Raw genomic sequence first — 17,332 nt, 5'->3', positions numbered from 1 at the left:
CTCATTCAGGCTTGGCTTCAGACGACCGGTTTGGTCTCGTCCTTGGCTTCATCCTTCTCTTCTTCCTCTGCCTTGGTCTCGGCTTGGGCCGGTACCTTGGCTTCGGTTGCTTCAGCCACTTGCTCAGGCTGTTCGGCCGGGGCCTCTACAGTCTGTTCAACAGCTTCTTCAGCCTTCTGCTCGGCAGCGACCACTTCCTCTTCCACGCCGGCGATGGCGTGTACGGCAGCGGAGACCGGTTCGGCAGCGGCTACCGCGTCAACGGCCTTGGCAGCAGCCTCTTCGGCTTCCTTGGCCAGACGCTCGGCTTCGCGCTGACGGCGACGCACCTCACGCGGATCGTTGGGGGCACGGCCACCGCTGGAGGGCGCACGAACTGGCTCTTCGACCTGGGGCTCTGCAGCCGGTGCTTCCTCGACGGAAGCGACGGCAGGCGCTTCGGCTTCGGCTACGACTTCGGCCGGGGCCGCTTCAGCGACCTGAGGGGCTTCGACCACAGCCGGGGTTTCCTCGACCACCGGAGCCTGTTCGACGACCGGAGCGGCTTCCTCGACTTGGGTGACCACGACTTCGGCAGCGGGGGCTTCAACAACCGGAGTTTCGGCCGCGGCCGGTGCTTCAGCAGTTGCTTCTGCGACCAGGTCTGCGGTGACTACGGCGGTGGCGGCTACTGCAGCGATCTGGGTAGCGTCGGCCGGAGTGGCCTGTTCGGCGCCTTCCTGATCTTCCTGACCTTCTTCCAGCTCATCACCGTTGGCTTCACGCTGGCGCTCGCGGCGATTGCTGCGGCGACGCTGGCCACGAGACCGGCGACGGGGACGTTCGCCATCGGCGCCTTCCTGTTCGTCATCCTGCAGCAGCTCTTCGTTGTTCAGCAGTTCTTCGTCGACCGCCTCGGCATCGGCCTGGGCCAGTTCGGCACGGGGCTGGCGCTCTTCACGAGGTTGACGCTCTTCACGCGGCTGGCGCTCTTCGCGGGCCGGACGCTCGGCGCGTTCGCCACGCTCGCGGCGACCCTCCTGGCCTTCACGGGGCTCACGAGGCTGACGCTCTTCGCGAGGTTGGCGCTCTTCACGCGGCTGGCGTTCCTCGCGAGGCTGACGCTCTTCGCGGGGCTGGCGCTCTTCACGCGGTTCACGCGGCTGACGCTCTTCGCGAGGTTGGCGCTCCTCACGCGGCTGGCGCTCTTCGCGTGCCGGACGCTCGCTACGCTCGCGGCGACCTTCCTGGCCTTCGCGCGGCTGACGCTCTTCGCGAGGCTTGCGATCGTCCTCACGGCGGCCTTCACGACCTTCGCGGGGCTCACGACCGTCGCGGCGACGGTTCTGCTGGCGACCGCTGCGGCGTTCTTCACTGCGCGGCTGACGCTCGGTGGAAGGCTTCTCGACTTCGACCTTGGGCTCTTCCTTGCCGGCGAACAGTCCGACCAAGGACTTCACCAGACCCTTGAACAGGCTGGGTTCCGGGGTCGGTGCGGGTGCGGGTGTCGGGGCCTGAGGTGCAGCCGGGGCCGGAACGGGGCGCTCAGGGGAAACAGTCTTCACCGCGGCTTCCTGGCGAACCAGGGTGCGGGTGGAGCTGACCGGCTGAATTTCTTCCGCTTCGGCAGGCGTCATTTCGTAGCTGGACTGGCTGCTCAGCACTTCCGGGCTGTCGTCGCGCAGACGCTGGACTTCGAAGTGCGGGGTTTCCAGGTGGTCGTTCGGCAGGATGACGATGCGCGAACGGCTACGCAGCTCGATCTTGGTGATGCTGTTGCGCTTCTCGTTGAGCAGGAAGGCGGCAACGGGGATCGGGACCTGGGCGCGGACTTCGGCGGTGCGGTCCTTGAGGGCCTCTTCTTCAATCAGACGCAGGATGGCCAGGGACAGGGATTCGACGTCACGGATGATGCCTTGGCCGTCGCAGCGCGGGCAGACGATGCCGCTGGTCTCGCCCAGGGACGGACGCAGGCGCTGACGGGACATTTCCAGCAGGCCGAAACGAGAGATACGGCCAATCTGCACACGGGCGCGGTCGGCTTCCAGGGCTTCACGGACTTTCTCTTCCACGGCGCGCTGGTTCTTGGCCGGGGTCATGTCGATGAAGTCGATGACGATCAGGCCACCAATGTCACGCAGGCGCAGCTGGCGGGCGATTTCTTCGGCCGCTTCCAGGTTGGTCTGCAGGGCGGTTTCTTCGATGTCGCCGCCTTTGGTCGCGCGAGCCGAGTTGATGTCGATGGACACCAGGGCTTCGGTCGGGTCGATGACGATGGAGCCACCGGACGGCAGCTTCACTTCGCGCTGGAAGGCGGTTTCGATCTGGCTTTCGATCTGGAAGCGATTGAACAGCGGGACGCTGTCCTGGTAGAGCTTGATCTTGCTCTGGTACTGCGGCATCACCTGGCGGATGAAGCTCAGGGCTTCTTCGTGGGCTTCGACGCTGTCGACCAGCACTTCGCCGATGTCCTGGCGCAGGTAGTCACGAATGGCGCGGATGATGACGTTGCTTTCCTGGTAGATCAGGAAGGGAGCGCCACGCTCACCGGAGGCTTCCTTGATGGCGCTCCAGAGTTGCAACAGGTAGTCCAGGTCCCACTGCAGCTCTTCGCTGGAACGGCCGAGGCCAGCAGTGCGGACGATCAGGCCCATGTCGGCCGGAGCGTTGAGGCCGTTCAGCGCTTCACGCAGTTCGTTGCGCTCTTCGCCCTCAATGCGGCGGGAGATACCACCAGCACGCGGGTTGTTCGGCATCAGAACCAGGTAACGACCGGCGAGGCTGATGAAGGTGGTCAGGGCTGCGCCCTTGTTGCCACGTTCTTCTTTCTCGACCTGGACGATGACTTCCTGGCCTTCGCTGAGCACTTCCTTGATGTTGATGCGGCCTTCGGGGGACTTCTTGAAGTACTCGCGGGAGATTTCTTTCAGAGGCAGGAAGCCATGGCGCTCAGCGCCGAAATCGACGAAGGCAGCCTCGAGGCTGGGTTCGATGCGAGTGATTCGGCCCTTGTAGATGTTGGCTTTCTTCTGCTCGCGGGCACCCGATTCGATGTCCAGATCGTACAGGCGTTGGCCGTCGACCAGAGCAACACGCAACTCTTCGGGCTGAGTCGCGTTAATCAGCATTCTTTTCATGTGGTACCAATAGGTTTCCGGGCTACCGGAAACGGCGATTGGCGCACACGACTCTCGCGGTCGGTGTCAGGTGCGTGTCAGGGGCGGCGGGCCACCCCAGTGTCCAGCGAACTCCAGCCAAAGGGGCCGGAATCGCGACTACGTCTCCTGCTTGCTGTGTCGTGACAGAAGCACTTGTTCAGGAGGAGGAATCAACGGTCGGTAGCGGACGAAATGAAGCGTCTTGAAACTACGCAGTCCGACGGTTATGCATCTCCACCCTACACTTATCCCTTGAAAATCGGGTGCCGCTCGCTGAATCCGTAGCGGGTTGCATTTACCGTGATCTCCCATTGGAAGGGGTGATCACGCGTCATGGCTCGAGGCTTTGATTTCGGAAATATCGCGGTCAATGCGGCGAATTTTCTGTCGGACGGCCTTACGTCCTGAAAGGGTTGCAGCGGTTGGGGGGTGGCAGTTTTGGCGAACACCCCGAAACCAGGCCGCTTTTGGCGGCGTTCGCGACTATAGCAGTAATCATTAAGTGCTTCAAATCCATAAAAAATTGTTATGATGCTCAGATGAATACTCCTGCCTCCCCAACCTCCGGCGTCCAGCTGCTTGAGGTTTCGCCGGAATATGCCGGCCAACGCATCGACAATTTCCTACGTACCCAGTTGAAAGGTGCGCCCAAGACGTTGATTTATCGCATCCTTCGTAAGGGCGAGGTCCGCGTCAACAAGGGGCGAATCAAGCCGGAGTACAAGCTTCAAGCTGGCGATGTCGTGCGGGTTCCGCCGCTGCGCCTGTCCGAACCGAATGAGCCGGCGCCAGTGGCCCAGGGGCTGCTGGAGCGTCTGGAGAATGCAATCGTCTACGAAGACAAGGCGCTGATCGTGCTGAACAAGCCGTCTGGCATCGCGGTGCATGGTGGTAGCGGCCTCAGCTTCGGTGTGATCGAAGCCTTTCGTCAATTGCGTCCGGAGGCCAAGGATATTGAGCTTGTGCATCGCCTGGATCGCGACACTTCCGGGCTGCTGATGATCGCCAAGAAGCGCAGTATGTTGCGTCACCTGCACGAGGCATTGCGGGGTGATGGCGTCGATAAGCGCTATCTGGCGCTGGTGCGCGGCAGTTGGCCGACCTCGAAGAAGAAGGTCAGTGCACCGTTGCTGAAGAACAACCTGCGCTCCGGCGAGCGTATGGTCGAGGTGAATCCCGAGGGTAAGGAGGCGCTGACCGAATTTCGTGTCGTGCGTCGTTTTGGCGAGTTCGCCACCCTGGTGGAGGCCAGTCCCATCACCGGGCGCACTCATCAGATTCGTGTGCATGCCAAGCACGCCGGTCATTCCATTGCTGGCGATCCCAAGTACGGGGATGAGGATTTCACCCGCGAAATTCGTGATCTGGGTGGCAAGCGCTTGTTCCTTCATGCGCATTCCCTGGCTATCAGCCTTCCCGATGGCGGTGAGCTGAAGCTGGAGGCTCCGGTAGATGAGATGTGGCAGAAAACCCTGGAGCGTCTCGGTGCCTGATTATCAGCTTCTGATCTTCGACTGGGACGGCACGTTGGTTGATTCCATTGCCCGCATTGTCGAATCCATGCGTGTGGCTGCGGAAGTTTCGGGGTTGCCCTGGCGCGATGATGCCGCCATCAAGGGCATCATCGGGCTCGGCTTGCCGGAGGCTATCGCCACCCTCTACCCAGGGTTCGAGGATGCGCAGCGTATCGACGCATTCCGGCAGCGTTATGGTCAGCACTACAACGCCCTGGAGCGTCAGCCTTCCCCGTTGTTCGATGGGGTGGCTGAGTCCCTGGAGGAATTTCGTGAGCGGGGCTACCGTCTGGCCGTGGCTACTGGCAAGAGTCGTCGTGGGTTGGATCATGTGCTGGCAGGGCGTGGGTGGCTGGACTATTTCGATGTCACTCGTTGTGCTGATGAAACGGCAAGCAAGCCTGATCCGCGCATGCTGCAGGAGATCCTGGCGCATTGTGGGGTAGCGGCCGAGCGGGCGGTGATGGTGGGGGATTCGCCCTTCGATCTGCGCATGGCGCATCGGGCCGGGATGGATTCCGTGGCGGTGGGTTATGGTGCTCAGCCGCTTGCTGAGTTGCGCAAGGAGTCGCCCAGGCTGGCGATCGAGCGTTTCGAGGAGCTGAGTCACTGGTTGAGCGGCGGCCTGAGCCGGCAATCCCGAGAGGTGGGGTCTTATGTCTGACGAGTGGAAAGAGCCGGCTGCCGACAAAGCTGAGCAGAAGAGCTGGAAACTGCTGGAGAAAGCGGTCCTAGCCGGTGTTCAGGAGCAGCGCCGTGCCCGGCGCTGGGGTATTTTCTTCAAATCGCTGACCTTCCTTTACCTGTTCGCCGCGCTGGCGCTGTTCTCGCCGATCTTCGACCTGCAGAAAAGTGCGGCGCGCAGTCAGGAGCACACCGCCCTGGTTGAGGTGCGCGGCATGATCGCCGATGAGGAGGCAGCAAGTGCCGACAATATCGTGACCGCTCTACGTGCGGCCTTCGAAGATCCGAAGACCAGGGGTGTGGTGTTGCGCATCAACAGCCCCGGCGGTAGTCCGGTGCAGTCCGGCTACGTATATGACGAGATCCGCCGGCTGCGCGAAGAGCACAAGGACATCAAGGTCTACGCCGTCATTTCGGACCTGGGTGCGTCCGGTGCTTATTACATCGCTAGCGCGGCAGACGAGATTTATGCTGACAAGGCCAGTCTGGTCGGCTCCATCGGTGTCACTGCGGCGAGCTTCGGCTTCGTCGGCGCCATGGCTAAGCTTGGTGTCGAGCGCCGTGTCTATACCTCAGGCGAGCACAAGGCTTTCCTCGATCCGTTCCAGCCGCAAAAGCCGGAGGAGACCGAGTTCTGGCAGGGTGTGTTGAACACCACGCATCAGCAATTTATCGAGAGCGTGAAGAAGGGGCGTGGCGACCGGCTCAAAGTTGACACTCATCCCGAGCTCTTCAGTGGTTTGGTCTGGACTGGTGAGCAGGCGTTGGCGTTGGGGTTGGTGGACAAGCTTGGCAATACCAGTTTTGTGGCTCGCGAAGTCGTCGGTGCAAAGGAGATTGTTGACTACACCGTTCAGGAGTCGCCTTTCGATCGATTTTCGAAGAAGTTCGGTGCCAGCGTCGCTGAGCGCCTGGCGCTCTGGATGGGGTTCCAGGGGCCAAGTCTGCGCTGAGTGTGAGTGTCGTTAACGAAGGAGGGCCCGGCGAATGTCGGGCTTTCTTCCTTTTATATGGGGCTCAGGGGATCTGAACGCCCTCGGCGAGTAGCATGTCCACCAGGCGGATAAGCGGTAGGCCGACCAGGCTGGTAGCGTCCGTGCCATCGGTGGAGCGAAACAGGCTGACGCCGAGGCCTTCTGCCTTGAAGCTGCCGGCGCAGTCGTAGGGTTGTTCGGCTTCCAGGTAACGGCTGATGCGTGCTGCGTCCAGTTCGCGGAAATGCACGGTGAACGGTACGCAGTCGACTTGATGTTGGCCGGTGGCGCTGTTCAGCAGGACGAGGCTGGTCAGGAAGCTGACGCTGGCGCCGCTGGCGCGCTGTAGTTGGTCGCGGGCGCGCTCGAAGTCGTGGGGTTTGCCGAGGATCTGCTCGCCCAGTACGGCGACCTGATCGGAGCCGATGATCAGGTGGTTCGGATTCTTTGAGGCAATGGCGCGAGCTTTCTCCAGGGCCAGGCGGCGCACCAGCTGCTCGGCGGATTCATGTGGTTGACGGCGTTCGTCGATGTCCGGAGCGCCCCAGGTGAAGGGTAGGCGCAGGCGTTCGAGCAGTTCGCGGCGGTAGGGGGAGCTGGAAGCGAGCACCAGGGGTAGCATGGCGGTCTCCGGATTGCTGGGCGAGAAATTCTATAGAGGCCTTTCGTGTATGGACAATGCGGAAATTCTTTTGACAGGGCAGGGGCTCATCCCTAGAATGTCGCGCCTATGTTGAATGGGCCGATTCCACCTCATGTAGATCCGCGCAAGTTGGCGGACCGCGAAGTCACTCTTGATGGTGACATTGCGCTCGCCCGCCTGGAGCGACTCTGCGAACCTCTTGCGGGCAACGCCGGCAGCATCAGTGCGAGCCTCGCGTTTGGTCGTGACGAGCGTCGCGCTGTTGTCATCCATAGCCGGATTGATGTTGAGGTCAAGATGGTTTGCCAGCGTTGTCTAGAGCTGGTCACCCTGAACATCCACAGCGAGTGCGATTACGCGGTGGTGCGGGAAGGGGCTGACAGTCAGTCGCTGCCGAAGGGCTATGACGTGCTGGAAGTGGGTGAGGATCCCTTGGATCTGATGACTCTGGTCGAGGATGAGCTGCTGCTTGCCCTGCCCATAGTTCCGGCCCATGACCCTGAAGATTGCCAGCAGCCGGCGGGCACCAACGAGCCCGAGCCGAGCGTGGACGAGGTTTCGCGGTCCAACCCGTTCAGCGTACTGGCGCAGTTAAAGCGTGACCCAAACGTTTAGGAGTTAATTGATTATGGCTGTTCAGCAGAACAAAAAATCCCGCTCGGCACGCGATATGCGCCGTTCCCACGACGCCCTCGAGTCCAGCGCCCTGTCCGTAGAGAAGAGCACCGGTGAAGTTCACCTGCGCCACCACGTTTCCCCGGACGGTTTCTACCGCGGTCGTAAAGTGATCGACAAGGGCGCTGCTGAGTAATCCTTGGCCGCCTCGATCATCGCGATTGATGCAATGGGCGGGGACTACGGTCCCCGCTGCATTGTTCCAGCCAGCGTCGCCTGTCTGGCTGAGTTCCCCTCGCTTCACCTGGTCCTCGTCGGCCAAGCCTCCCTTCTTGAAGAACTTGTCGCCCGCGTTCCTGCGGTCTATCGCCAGCGCCTGCAAATTGAGCACGCCAGTGAAGTGATCGCCATGGACGAGCGCCCGGCACAAGCTTTGCGCGGCAAGCCAGATGCCTCGATGCGCGTCGCATTGGAGCTGGTCCGTAACGGACGGGCACAGGCCTGTGTCAGTGCTGGCAATACGGGCGCCCTGATGGCGCTGTCCCGCTATGTGCTGAAGACTTTGCCTGGAATTGATCGCCCGGCGATGGTCAGTGCCATTCCCACGGCGCGTGGTCATTGCCATCTACTGGATCTTGGGGCGAACGTCGATTGCAGTGCCGAGCATCTTTATCAGTTCGCCGTAATGGGGGCGGTCGCCGCCGAAGCTTTGGGTATCGCCCGTCCGCGCGTTGCGTTGCTGAACGTCGGCACTGAAGACATCAAGGGCAACCAGCAGGTCAAGCTTGCGGCGAGCCTGTTGCAGCAGGCCGAAGGTCTCAATTACATCGGCTACATCGAAGGTGATGGCCTCTATCGCGGAGAGGCGGATGTAGTGGTTTGCGACGGTTTCGTCGGCAACATCCTGCTCAAGTCCAGCGAGGGTCTGGCCTCGATGATCTCAGCGCGTATCGAAGCGCTCTTTACCGAAAGCCTAGGGGCTCGCCTGGTTGGCTCGCTCGCTTTGCCTCTGCTGCGTCGCCTGCGCACCGACCTGACGCCAGCGCGCCACAATGGGGCGAGTTTCCTCGGGTTGCAGGGCATCGTCATCAAGAGTCATGGCTCGGCTGGTGCGGAAGGTTTCCAGAGCGCCATTCGCCGGGCGTTGATCGAGGTGCGCGAGAATCTGCCGCAGCGCCTTCACGGCCGTCTGGAACATCTGTTGCTGTAGGATGTGACCACTATCGGTAGCCTGTCATCCAAATGTCAGTTTCGTGCGCTTGGCTATGCCAAGCGTCAATCTCCCTATACCGCCAGATAAGGGACCTCACTCAATGTCCGCTTCCCTCGCTTTCGTATTTCCCGGTCAGGGTTCCCAGTCTCTGGGCATGCTGGCCGAGCAGGGGGGCCAGCACAAGCTGGTCCTGGATACCTTTGCCGAAGCCTCCGAGGCGCTCGGCTACGATCTCTGGGCGCTGACTCAGCAAGGTCCGGAAGAGCAACTCAATCAGACCGATAAAACCCAGCCTGCCATTCTCACGGCTTCCATCGCTCTGTGGCACCTTTGGTTGGCTGAAGGCGGCGCCCGTCCAGCCTACGTGGCGGGTCACAGTCTGGGCGAGTATTCCGCCCTGGTGGCCGCTGGCAGCCTGGGTCTCACCGATGCGGTGAGACTGGTAGAGCGTCGTGGCCAGCTGATGCAGCAGGCCGTTCCGGCAGGGCAGGGCGGCATGGCCGCGATCCTTGGCCTGGAAGATGCTGACGTGCTGGCAGCCTGCGCTGACGCTGCGCAGGGTGAGGTGGTCAGTGCCGTGAACTTCAATGCCCCTGGTCAGGTGGTCATTGCCGGTGCTGCTGCTGCGGTCGAGCGTGCCATCGAAGCATGCAAGGCGCGCGGTGCCAAGCGTGCCATGCCATTGCCGGTAAGTGTGCCGTCGCACTGCGCGCTGATGAAGCCGGCCGCCGAGCGCTTCGCAGAATCGGTTGAAGCCTTGGATTGGAAGGCACCGCAGATTCCGCTGGTGCAAAATGTCAGCGCTGCTGTGGTGGCCGACCTGACAGAGCTCAAGCGCGATCTGCTGGCTCAGCTCTATAGCCCGGTCCGTTGGGTCGAATCGATGGTCAGCCTGTCCGAGCGTGGCGTCACTGATCTGATCGAGTGCGGTCCCGGCAAGGTGCTCTCGGGCCTTAACAAGCGTTGCGTGAAGGGTGTTATCACCCACAACCTGGATACCCCTGATGCTTTCGCAGCCGCCCGTGCTGCACTGGCCTGAACAAGGAGAAGACCTATGAGTCTGCAAGGTAAAGTGGCACTGGTCACCGGCGCGAGCCGTGGCATTGGTCAGGCTATCGCCCTCGAGCTGGGCCGTCAGGGCGCCGTGGTGATCGGCACCGCGACCTCTGCTTCCGGTGCCGAGCGCATCGCCGAGTTCCTCAAGAACAACGGTATCGAAGGCGCAGGCCTGGTTCTGGATGTCAGCAATGATGAGTCGGTTGCCAGCACCCTGGAGCACATTCAGCAGCACCTGGGTCAGCCGCTGATCGTGGTGAACAACGCCGGTATCACCCGCGATAACCTGATGCTGCGCATGAAAGACGACGAGTGGTTCGACGTCATCAATACCAACCTCAACAGCCTGTACCGCCTCTCCAAGGCCGTGCTGCGTGGCATGACCAAGGCTCGCTGGGGTCGCATCATCAATATCGGTTCGGTGGTGGGTGCCATGGGCAACGCCGGCCAGACCAACTACGCGGCTGCCAAGGCTGGCCTCGAAGGTTTCAGTCGCGCCTTGGCGCGCGAAGTTGGCTCGCGCGCCATTACTGTCAACTCGGTGGCCCCCGGCTTCATCGATACCGACATGACCCGCGAGCTGCCGGAAGCCCAGCGCGACGCGCTGCTGAACCAGATTCCGCTGGGCCGCCTGGGCCAGGCCGAAGAGATCGCCAAGGTGGTGGGCTTCCTCGCTTCCGACGGCGCTGCTTACGTTACAGGCGCTACCATTCCGGTCAACGGCGGCATGTACATGAGCTGAATGTGACGAATCCCTTCAGAAAGCTGTCATATGGGCTGTCTAGAATTCGCTATATAAGTGCAGTTGGGTTATAGACATTTCGTTGCAGCGATCCGTAAGGGGTTCAGGCGTTCTGCTTGAAATGCGGAAAACCCTTTCTATACACTGCAGCCCCAGCTGCACGGACTTTTCCATAGGAGTGAAAACACGGTATGAGCACCATCGAAGAACGCGTCAAGAAAATCGTCGCCGAGCAACTGGGCGTCAAAGAAGAGGAAGTAACCAACAGCGCTTCCTTCGTTGAAGACCTGGGTGCCGACTCCCTTGACACCGTTGAGCTGGTGATGGCTCTGGAAGAGGAATTCGAGACCGAAATCCCGGACGAGCAAGCCGAGAAGATCACCACCGTTCAGGAAGCCATCGACTACATCAACGCCAACGCGCAGTAATGTAGTCGTCGGTTCCCCGACGCGGAAAAGCCGCACGACCCGACTGGGCGTGCGGCTTTTCTTTAAGCCGATTGTTGAAAATCCGCGGTTTGCACGTTGCCTGCCGGGCTTTTCAACAGTCTGTTAATCCGAATCAACCGCCGTGTAGAGATTGAAGAAGGAGAGCGCTGTGTCGCGTAGACGCGTCGTAGTCACTGGCCTGGGCATGCTGTCGCCGCTGGGTACCGATGTACCGAGCAGCTGGCAGGGAATTCTGGCTGGCCGCAGTGGCATTGGCCTGATCGAACATATGGACCTTTCCGCGTACTCCACCCGCTTTGGTGGTTCGGTCAAGGGGTTCAATGTCGAGGAGTACCTGTCGGCCAAGGAGGCGCGCAAGCTCGATCTGTTCATCCAGTACGGCCTTGCCGCAAGCTTCCAGGCTGTGCGCGATTCGCGCCTCGAAGTCACTGACGCCAACCGTGAGCGCATTGGCGTCGCCATGGGTTCGGGCATCGGCGGTCTGACCAACATCGAGAACAATTGCAAATCCCTGATCGAACAGGGACCGCGACGGATTTCGCCGTTCTTCGTACCAGGCTCGATCATCAACATGGTGTCCGGCTTCCTGTCGATTCACCTGGGTATCCAGGGGCCGAACTACGCCATTGCGACAGCCTGCACCACCGGCACCCACTGCATCGGCATGGCCGCACGCAACATCGCCTATGGCGAGGCAGACGTGATGATCGCTGGTGGCTCCGAGATGGCTGCCTGCGGGCTGGGTCTGGGCGGTTTCGGCGCGGCACGAGCGCTGTCCACCCGCAACGATGATCCGACGCGCGCCAGTCGTCCCTGGGACAAGGGACGTGACGGCTTCGTGCTGTCTGATGGCGCTGGTGCCCTCGTGCTGGAAGAGCTGGAGCATGCCAAGGCTCGTGGTGCGACCATTTACGCCGAGCTGATCGGATTCGGCATGAGTGGCGATGCCTATCACATGACCTCACCGCCGGATGACGGCGCTGGCGCTGCCCGTTGCATGCGCAATGCCCTGCGCGATGCGGGTCTGAATGCCGACCAGGTGCAGTACGTGAACGCCCACGGCACCTCGACACCTGCGGGCGATGTGGCTGAAGCCATGGCGCTAAAGTCGGTGTTCGGCGATCACGCCTACAAGCTTGCGGTCAGTTCCACCAAGTCCATGACTGGCCACCTGTTGGGTGCGGCTGGTGCCGTTGAGGCGATCTTCAGTGTGCTTGCCCTGCAGGACCAGGTGGCGCCGCCAACCATCAACCTGGAAGAGCCGGACGAGGGCTGTGACCTCGACTTCGTGCCTCACGAAGCGCGTTCCATGCCCATTGATGTGGTGCTGTCCAACTCCTTCGGCTTTGGCGGCACCAACGGTTCCCTGGTGTTCCGTCGGTTCGAGGGCTGATGCCGGACTGGGTCGATGGCCACCCGGCTGAGTCGCTGTCTATCAAAGACCGCGGCTTGGCCTACGGTGATGGGCTTTTCGAGACTATCGCCGTGCGCGCTGGTCGACCCCCGCTTCTCGAATACCACTTGGCGCGGTTGTCTGAAGGCTGTCGGCGCCTGGGTATATCCCTTGATATCCAATTGGTGCGCACTGAGTTGCTGGCCTTCTCGGCTGGGTTGGGCGAGGGCGTTGCCAAGCTGATCATCACTCGTGGCGAAGGGTTGCGCGGTTATGCGCCGCCACCGGTTGCGCTGCCGCGACGCATCCTGCAGAGCGCTCCCTTTCCGAGCTACCCGGAGGGTAACTGGGAGCAGGGCGTCCAGCTTTTTTCCTGCGCCACCCGTCTTGCCGAGCAGCCACTTCTGGCTGGACTCAAGCACTTGAACCGACTCGAGCAGGTCCTTGCCCGCGCCGAATGGCAGAGCGGCGAGTGCGCTGAGGGCCTGATGCGCGACCAGTCCGGTCGCGTGATCGAAGGGGTGTTCAGCAATCTTTTCATGGCGCGGGATGGCGTGCTGATCACGGCGGATCTTTGCCGTTGTGGCGTCGCCGGTGTCATGCGTGCCGCGCTGCTGGACGGTGCCAGGGCAGCGGGAATCCGGGTCGAGGTGCGGGATGTTCCTTTCGACGAGTTCCTCAAGGCCGATGAGGTTTTTCTTTGCAACAGCCTCTTCGGTATCTGGCCGGTGCGTTCTGTAGCAGGCCATCACTGGCCGGTTGGGCCGCTGACCCGTAAACTTCAGGCCATCGCCCGCGATCTACTGGACATCTGATTCGTGATACGCAAATTCCTGCTGATGCTGGAGGCAGGCCTGCTCCTTGCCGGCCTGCTGGTGGCCTTCGCCGGCTGGCAGCAGCGCGTCACCCTTGAACAACCCCTGAACATCTCCGCCGAGCGGATGCTGGATGTGGCGGCTGGTGCCACACCCGGCGGCCTGCTAAATCGCCTGGAGGAAGAGGGGGTGCTGAACAATGCCTTCTGGTTGCGTCAGTACTGGCGCTTCAACTTGGCCAACGCGTCCCTGCACAGTGGCGAATATCGGCTGACGCCAGGCATGCGGGCTGGTGACTTGCTGGGGCTCTGGCAGCGAGGTGAAGTGGTGCAGTACAGCTTGACGCTGGTGGAAGGCTGGAACTTTCGTCAGGTCCGCGCGGCCCTCGCCAAGCAAGTCAAACTCGAACAGACCCTTGCCAATGTCAGCGACGCCGAGCTGATGGCTCGTCTCGGCCGTCCTGGGGAGTATCCGGAAGGCCGTTTCTTCCCTGATACCTACCGCTATGTGCGTGGAATGCGTGATATCGATCTGTTGAAGCAGGCGCGCGATCGTCTCGATCAGGTCCTGGCCGAGGAGTGGGGCAAGCGTGCGGACAGGCTGCCTTATAATGACGCCTATCAGGCGCTGATCATGGCCTCCCTGGTGGAGAAGGAAACGGGTGTGCCGGCCGAACGTGGGCAAATCGCCGGCGTCTTCGTGCGTCGCCTGAATACCGGCATGCTGCTGCAGACCGACCCAACTGTGATCTACGGTCTGGGCGAGCGTTACAACGGCAACCTTACGCGTGACCACCTGCGTGAGCCGACGCCTTACAACACTTACGTCATTACTGGTTTGCCGCCGACTCCGATTGCCCTCGCCGGGCGCGAGGCCATTCACGCCGCGCTGCACCCGGCCGCAGGAAAAAGCCTCTACTTTGTCGCCCGTGGCGACGGCAGCCATGTATTCTCCGAGACCCTGGGCGAGCACAACCAGGCTGTGCGTGACTTCCAGTTGAAGCGCCGCAATGGCTACCGCTCCAGCCCGGCCCCGCAATGAATAAGGACACCCAGTGAGCGGTCTGTTCATCACATTGGAAGGCCCGGAAGGCGCCGGAAAAAGCACTAACCGCGAGTACCTGGCCGAGCGCCTGCGTAACCATGGCGTCGAAGTGGTACTGACTCGCGAACCAGGCGGTACGCCGCTTGCTGAGCGCATCCGCGAGCTCCTGCTGAGCCCTAGCGACGAAACCATGGGCGTCGATACCGAGCTGCTGTTGGTGTTCGCGGCTCGCGCCCAGCACCTGGAAGGCGTGATCAAGCCGGCACTGGCTCGTGGCGCTGTGGTGCTCTGCGACCGGTTCACCGACGCGACGTATGCCTACCAGGGTGGGGGGCGCGGCTTGCCCGAGGAGCGCATTGCGTTTCTGGAGCGTTTCGTCCAGGGCGACCTGCGTCCAGATCTGACACTGGTCTTCGACCTGCCGGTTGAAATTGGCCTGAGTCGAGCTGCAGCTCGTGGTCGTCTCGATCGTTTCGAGCAGGAGCAGCGCAGCTTTTTCGAGGCTGTGCGCAGGACCTATCTTCAGCGCGCTCGTGCCGCAGTGGAGCGCTACAAAGTGATCGATGCCTCGCTGCCGTTGGCCGAGGTGCAGGCCAATCTCGACAAACTGCTGCCCGAGCTGCTGGAGCGCTGCAATGGCTGATGCCTATCCCTGGCAGGAAGCGCTGTGGCAACAGCTGGCAGGTCGACCCCGTCACGCGCATGCCTACCTACTGCATGGGCCGTCCGGCATCGGCAAGCGTGCGCTTGGGGAGCGCCTGATGGCGCGTTTGCTCTGCCAGAGTCCAGCCGGGCTCGACGCCTGCGCTCGGTGCAAGGCGTGTCTTCTACTGGCGGCCAGTACCCACCCCGATGCCTTTGTGCTGGAGCCGGAGGAAGTCGACAAGGCCATTCGCGTTGACCAGGTGCGCGAGTTGGTGGAGTTCGTAGTCCAGACTGCGCAGCTCGGGGGGCGCAAAGTGGTGCTCCTCGAGCCCGCCGAGGCGATGAACATCAATGCCTCCAACGCGCTGTTGAAAAGCCTGGAAGAGCCTTCTGGCGATACTGTCCTGCTATTGATCAGCCACCAGCCCAGCCGACTCCTGCCGACCATCAAGAGCCGTTGCGTACAACAGGCCTGTCCGCTGCCCAGTGAAGTTCAGAGCCTGGCCTGGCTGGGTTCTTCACTGCCTGATGCATCGCCTGAGGACCTGCGAGAGCTGCTGGTTCTGGCGGGTGGCTCGCCGCTCTCGGCGTTGCGTCTGGAAGGGCAAGGCGTTCGCAGCCAGCGTGCCGATGTAGTGGAAGGTGTGAAGAAGCTGCTCAAGCAGCAGGTGGGCGCCAGCCAACTGGCGGAGGGGTGGAACGCCGTGCCGCTGCCCCTGCTGTTCGACTGGTTCTGCGACTGGGCTCAACTGATGCTGCGCTACCAGCTCACCCGCGATGAGACGGGGCTGGGACTGAACGATATGCGCAAGGTGGTGCAGTACCTCGCCGACAAGGCCCCGCAGCACAAGGTCCTCGCGGTCCAGGATTGGCTGCTGCAACAGCGGCAAAAAGTACTGAACAAGGCCAACCTCAACCGTGTCTTGCTTCTCGAAGCGCTTCTGGTGCAGTGGGCAAGCCTGCCCGGGCCGGGCTAGAATCGGTGGCTGAACCCGCTTGTCAGGATATCCGCATGAGCTTGCCGCCAAACCTGGGCCCGCGTAACGGGATTCTGTCCTTGACCATCAAGGACAAGTCCGTGCTGTATGCCGCCTACATGCCGTTCATCAAGAACGGTGGCTTGTTCATTCCGACCAATAAGACCTACAAGCTGGGCGATGAAGTATTCATGCTGCTCAATCTGATGGACGAGCAAGAAAAGATTCCGGTCGCCGGCAAGGTGGTCTGGATTACTCCCAAGGGCGCCCAGGGCAACCGTGCGGCGGGCATCGGCGTCCAGTTCAACGACGGCGACAGCGGGGCGCGCAACAAGATCGAGACCTACCTCGCCGGCGCCCTCAAGTCCGACCGTCCCACCCATACGATGTAACCGGCCGTCAGGTCCGGGCTGCAAGCAACAGGCTTGAAGCTTGGCGCCTGCGCCTGGAGCCTGAACCATGCTGATTGACTCCCACTGCCACCTGGACCGCCTCGACCTGGCCGCCCATGATGGTTCTCTCGATGCTGCCCTGGAAGCTGCCCGCGCCCGTGGGGTTGGCCAATTCCTCTGTATCGGCGTGAGTGCCGACAATGCCGCTGCCGTGAAGGCCCTGGCTGAGCGTTATGAGGATGTGCACTGCTCCGTTGGCGTTCACCCGCTGGATCTGCAGCCGGGCGAATCCCTGGCACTCGACTGGTTGCTGGGCGAGCTGCAGCATCCGCGCGTGGTGGCCATTGGTGAAACTGGCCTGGACTATCACTACGAGCCTGAAGCTGCCGAGCTCCAGCAGCAGGCTTTCCGCTTGCACCTGGATGCGGCGAAGGTGACCGGCAAGCCGGTGATCGTGCATACCCGCGAAGCTCGCGCCGATACGCTGAGGCTTCTGCGCGAAGCAGCACTGCCTCAGGCCGGCGTGTTGCATTGCTTCACCGAAGACTGGGATATGGCCCGCGCTGCGCTGGACCTCGGCTTCTACATATCCCTTTCCGGCATCGTCACCTTCCGCAATGCCGATGCCCTGCGTGAAGTGGCGCGTCAGGTCCCGACCGATCGTCTGCTGGTGGAAACCGATTCGCCCTATCTCGCGCCCGTGCCCTACCGCGGCAAGCCCAACCTGCCGCAGTACGTGCGCGAGGTCGCGGAGTTCCTTGCCGATTTGCGTGGGGTATCGTTCGAAGCCTTTGCCGAGCAGACTAGCGAGAATTACCTGCGCCTGTTCCCCCTCGCACAACGCAGCTGAGAAGTGCCCAGTGCGTGGCTGATAAAACTGCGCACAAAAAAAACCCGGGTTCTGGGGGATGAATCCGGGTCAAGACCATTAGGAGTAAAACAAAGGAACGCGATCCACGGTTCCTCGACTGGCTGGGCACTTGGGGGGAGATGCCGCACGCCAGTAAGAGAAGTATTGGTCAATATCTCCAAGCGTCCA

The 17,332-nt window shown here is 61.6% G+C and carries 18 protein-coding genes; 16 read left to right on the top strand and 2 right to left on the bottom strand.

The features are described from left to right. Window positions 1–17 precede the first annotated feature (17 nt). Window positions 18–3,116, bottom strand: coding sequence for a ribonuclease E (gene rne, locus E8F20_RS14435; RefSeq protein WP_280284310.1), 3,099 nt, complete (start codon window positions 3,114–3,116; stop codon window positions 18–20). A gap of 560 nt (window positions 3,117–3,676) precedes the next feature. Here rne and rluC point away from each other — a divergent pair. From rluC to sppA, 3 genes are read left to right on the top strand one after another with little or no spacing between them, the layout of a single operon-like run. After that, window positions 3,677–4,630: a 23S rRNA pseudouridine(955/2504/2580) synthase RluC gene (gene rluC, locus E8F20_RS14430; protein ID WP_280284309.1), complete on the top strand. Its 954-nt coding sequence runs from the start codon at window positions 3,677–3,679 to the stop codon at window positions 4,628–4,630. Beyond that, window positions 4,623–5,315, top strand: coding sequence for an HAD-IA family hydrolase (locus E8F20_RS14425; protein ID WP_280284308.1), 693 nt, complete (start codon window positions 4,623–4,625; stop codon window positions 5,313–5,315). Before rluC ends, E8F20_RS14425 begins: the two co-directional genes overlap by 8 nt. Continuing rightward, on the top strand, window positions 5,308–6,288 hold the full coding sequence (gene sppA, locus E8F20_RS14420) for a signal peptide peptidase SppA (protein ID WP_280284307.1): 981 nt from the start codon (window positions 5,308–5,310) through the stop codon (window positions 6,286–6,288). Before E8F20_RS14425 ends, sppA begins: the two co-directional genes overlap by 8 nt. A gap of 64 nt (window positions 6,289–6,352) precedes the next feature. On the opposite strand, the gene E8F20_RS14415 is transcribed toward sppA, so the two are convergent. Further along, window positions 6,353–6,931, bottom strand: a complete 579-nt coding sequence (locus E8F20_RS14415) for a nucleoside triphosphate pyrophosphatase (protein ID WP_280284306.1) — start codon at window positions 6,929–6,931, stop codon at window positions 6,353–6,355. Between the two features lie 108 nt (window positions 6,932–7,039). On the opposite strand from E8F20_RS14415, the gene E8F20_RS14410 reads away from it, so the two are divergent. The 13 genes from E8F20_RS14410 (at window position 7,040) to E8F20_RS14350 (ending at window position 17,143) form a co-directional block, all read left to right on the top strand. Beyond that, window positions 7,040–7,567, top strand: a complete 528-nt coding sequence (locus tag E8F20_RS14410) for a YceD family protein (RefSeq protein WP_280284305.1) — start codon at window positions 7,040–7,042, stop codon at window positions 7,565–7,567. Window positions 7,568–7,580: 13 nt separating this feature from the next. Beyond that, window positions 7,581–7,763 (top strand): 50S ribosomal protein L32, encoded by a 183-nt coding sequence (rpmF, locus tag E8F20_RS14405; RefSeq protein WP_137822854.1) that lies wholly within the window; start codon window positions 7,581–7,583, stop codon window positions 7,761–7,763. 3 nt (window positions 7,764–7,766) lie between these two features. Next, window positions 7,767–8,777, top strand: a complete 1,011-nt coding sequence (gene plsX / locus E8F20_RS14400; protein WP_280284304.1) for a phosphate acyltransferase PlsX — start codon at window positions 7,767–7,769, stop codon at window positions 8,775–8,777. Window positions 8,778–8,880: 103 nt separating this feature from the next. Beyond that, window positions 8,881–9,819 carry an ACP S-malonyltransferase gene (fabD, locus tag E8F20_RS14395; RefSeq protein ID WP_280284303.1) on the top strand — a complete coding sequence of 313 codons (939 nt, stop codon included), beginning with the start codon at window positions 8,881–8,883 and terminating at the stop codon, window positions 9,817–9,819. 15 nt (window positions 9,820–9,834) lie between these two features. After that, window positions 9,835–10,578, top strand: a complete 744-nt coding sequence (gene fabG, locus E8F20_RS14390) for a 3-oxoacyl-ACP reductase FabG (protein ID WP_280284302.1) — start codon at window positions 9,835–9,837, stop codon at window positions 10,576–10,578. Window positions 10,579–10,769: 191 nt separating this feature from the next. Next, complete coding sequence (acpP, locus tag E8F20_RS14385; protein ID WP_004422318.1) at window positions 10,770–11,006, top strand: acyl carrier protein; 237 nt, start codon at window positions 10,770–10,772, stop codon at window positions 11,004–11,006. Between the two features lie 169 nt (window positions 11,007–11,175). Continuing rightward, window positions 11,176–12,420, top strand: a complete 1,245-nt coding sequence (gene fabF, locus E8F20_RS14380; RefSeq protein WP_028627866.1) for a beta-ketoacyl-ACP synthase II — start codon at window positions 11,176–11,178, stop codon at window positions 12,418–12,420. After that, entirely contained in the window at window positions 12,420–13,235 is an 816-nt protein-coding gene (pabC, locus tag E8F20_RS14375; protein ID WP_280284301.1) for an aminodeoxychorismate lyase, read from the top strand. The genes fabF and pabC overlap by 1 nt, the downstream gene beginning before the upstream one ends. Window positions 13,236–13,241: 6 nt before the next feature. Continuing rightward, the gene (gene mltG / locus E8F20_RS14370) at window positions 13,242–14,276 is read left to right on the top strand and encodes an endolytic transglycosylase MltG (RefSeq protein ID WP_280284350.1); all 1,035 of its coding nucleotides are present in this window, start codon (window positions 13,242–13,244) and stop codon (window positions 14,274–14,276) included. A gap of 13 nt (window positions 14,277–14,289) precedes the next feature. Then, entirely contained in the window at window positions 14,290–14,922 is a 633-nt protein-coding gene (tmk, locus tag E8F20_RS14365; RefSeq protein ID WP_280284300.1) for a dTMP kinase, read from the top strand. Then, the gene (locus tag E8F20_RS14360) at window positions 14,915–15,901 is read left to right on the top strand and encodes a DNA polymerase III subunit delta' (protein ID WP_280284299.1); all 987 of its coding nucleotides are present in this window, start codon (window positions 14,915–14,917) and stop codon (window positions 15,899–15,901) included. The genes tmk and E8F20_RS14360 overlap by 8 nt, the downstream gene beginning before the upstream one ends. A 35-nt stretch (window positions 15,902–15,936) precedes the next feature. Further along, the gene (locus E8F20_RS14355) at window positions 15,937–16,293 is read left to right on the top strand and encodes a PilZ domain-containing protein (RefSeq protein ID WP_028627861.1); all 357 of its coding nucleotides are present in this window, start codon (window positions 15,937–15,939) and stop codon (window positions 16,291–16,293) included. Window positions 16,294–16,360: 67 nt separating this feature from the next. Continuing rightward, entirely contained in the window at window positions 16,361–17,143 is a 783-nt protein-coding gene (locus tag E8F20_RS14350; RefSeq protein ID WP_280284298.1) for a TatD family hydrolase, read from the top strand. Window positions 17,144–17,332 lie beyond the last annotated feature (189 nt).

It is taken from the genome of Pseudomonas sp. BN415 (assembly GCF_029871195.1).
GTDB lineage: Bacteria > Pseudomonadota > Gammaproteobacteria > Pseudomonadales > Pseudomonadaceae > Metapseudomonas > Metapseudomonas resinovorans.
Note: the sequence above shows the minus strand (reverse complement) of the source record. Positions and strands in the feature narration are given on the sequence as shown.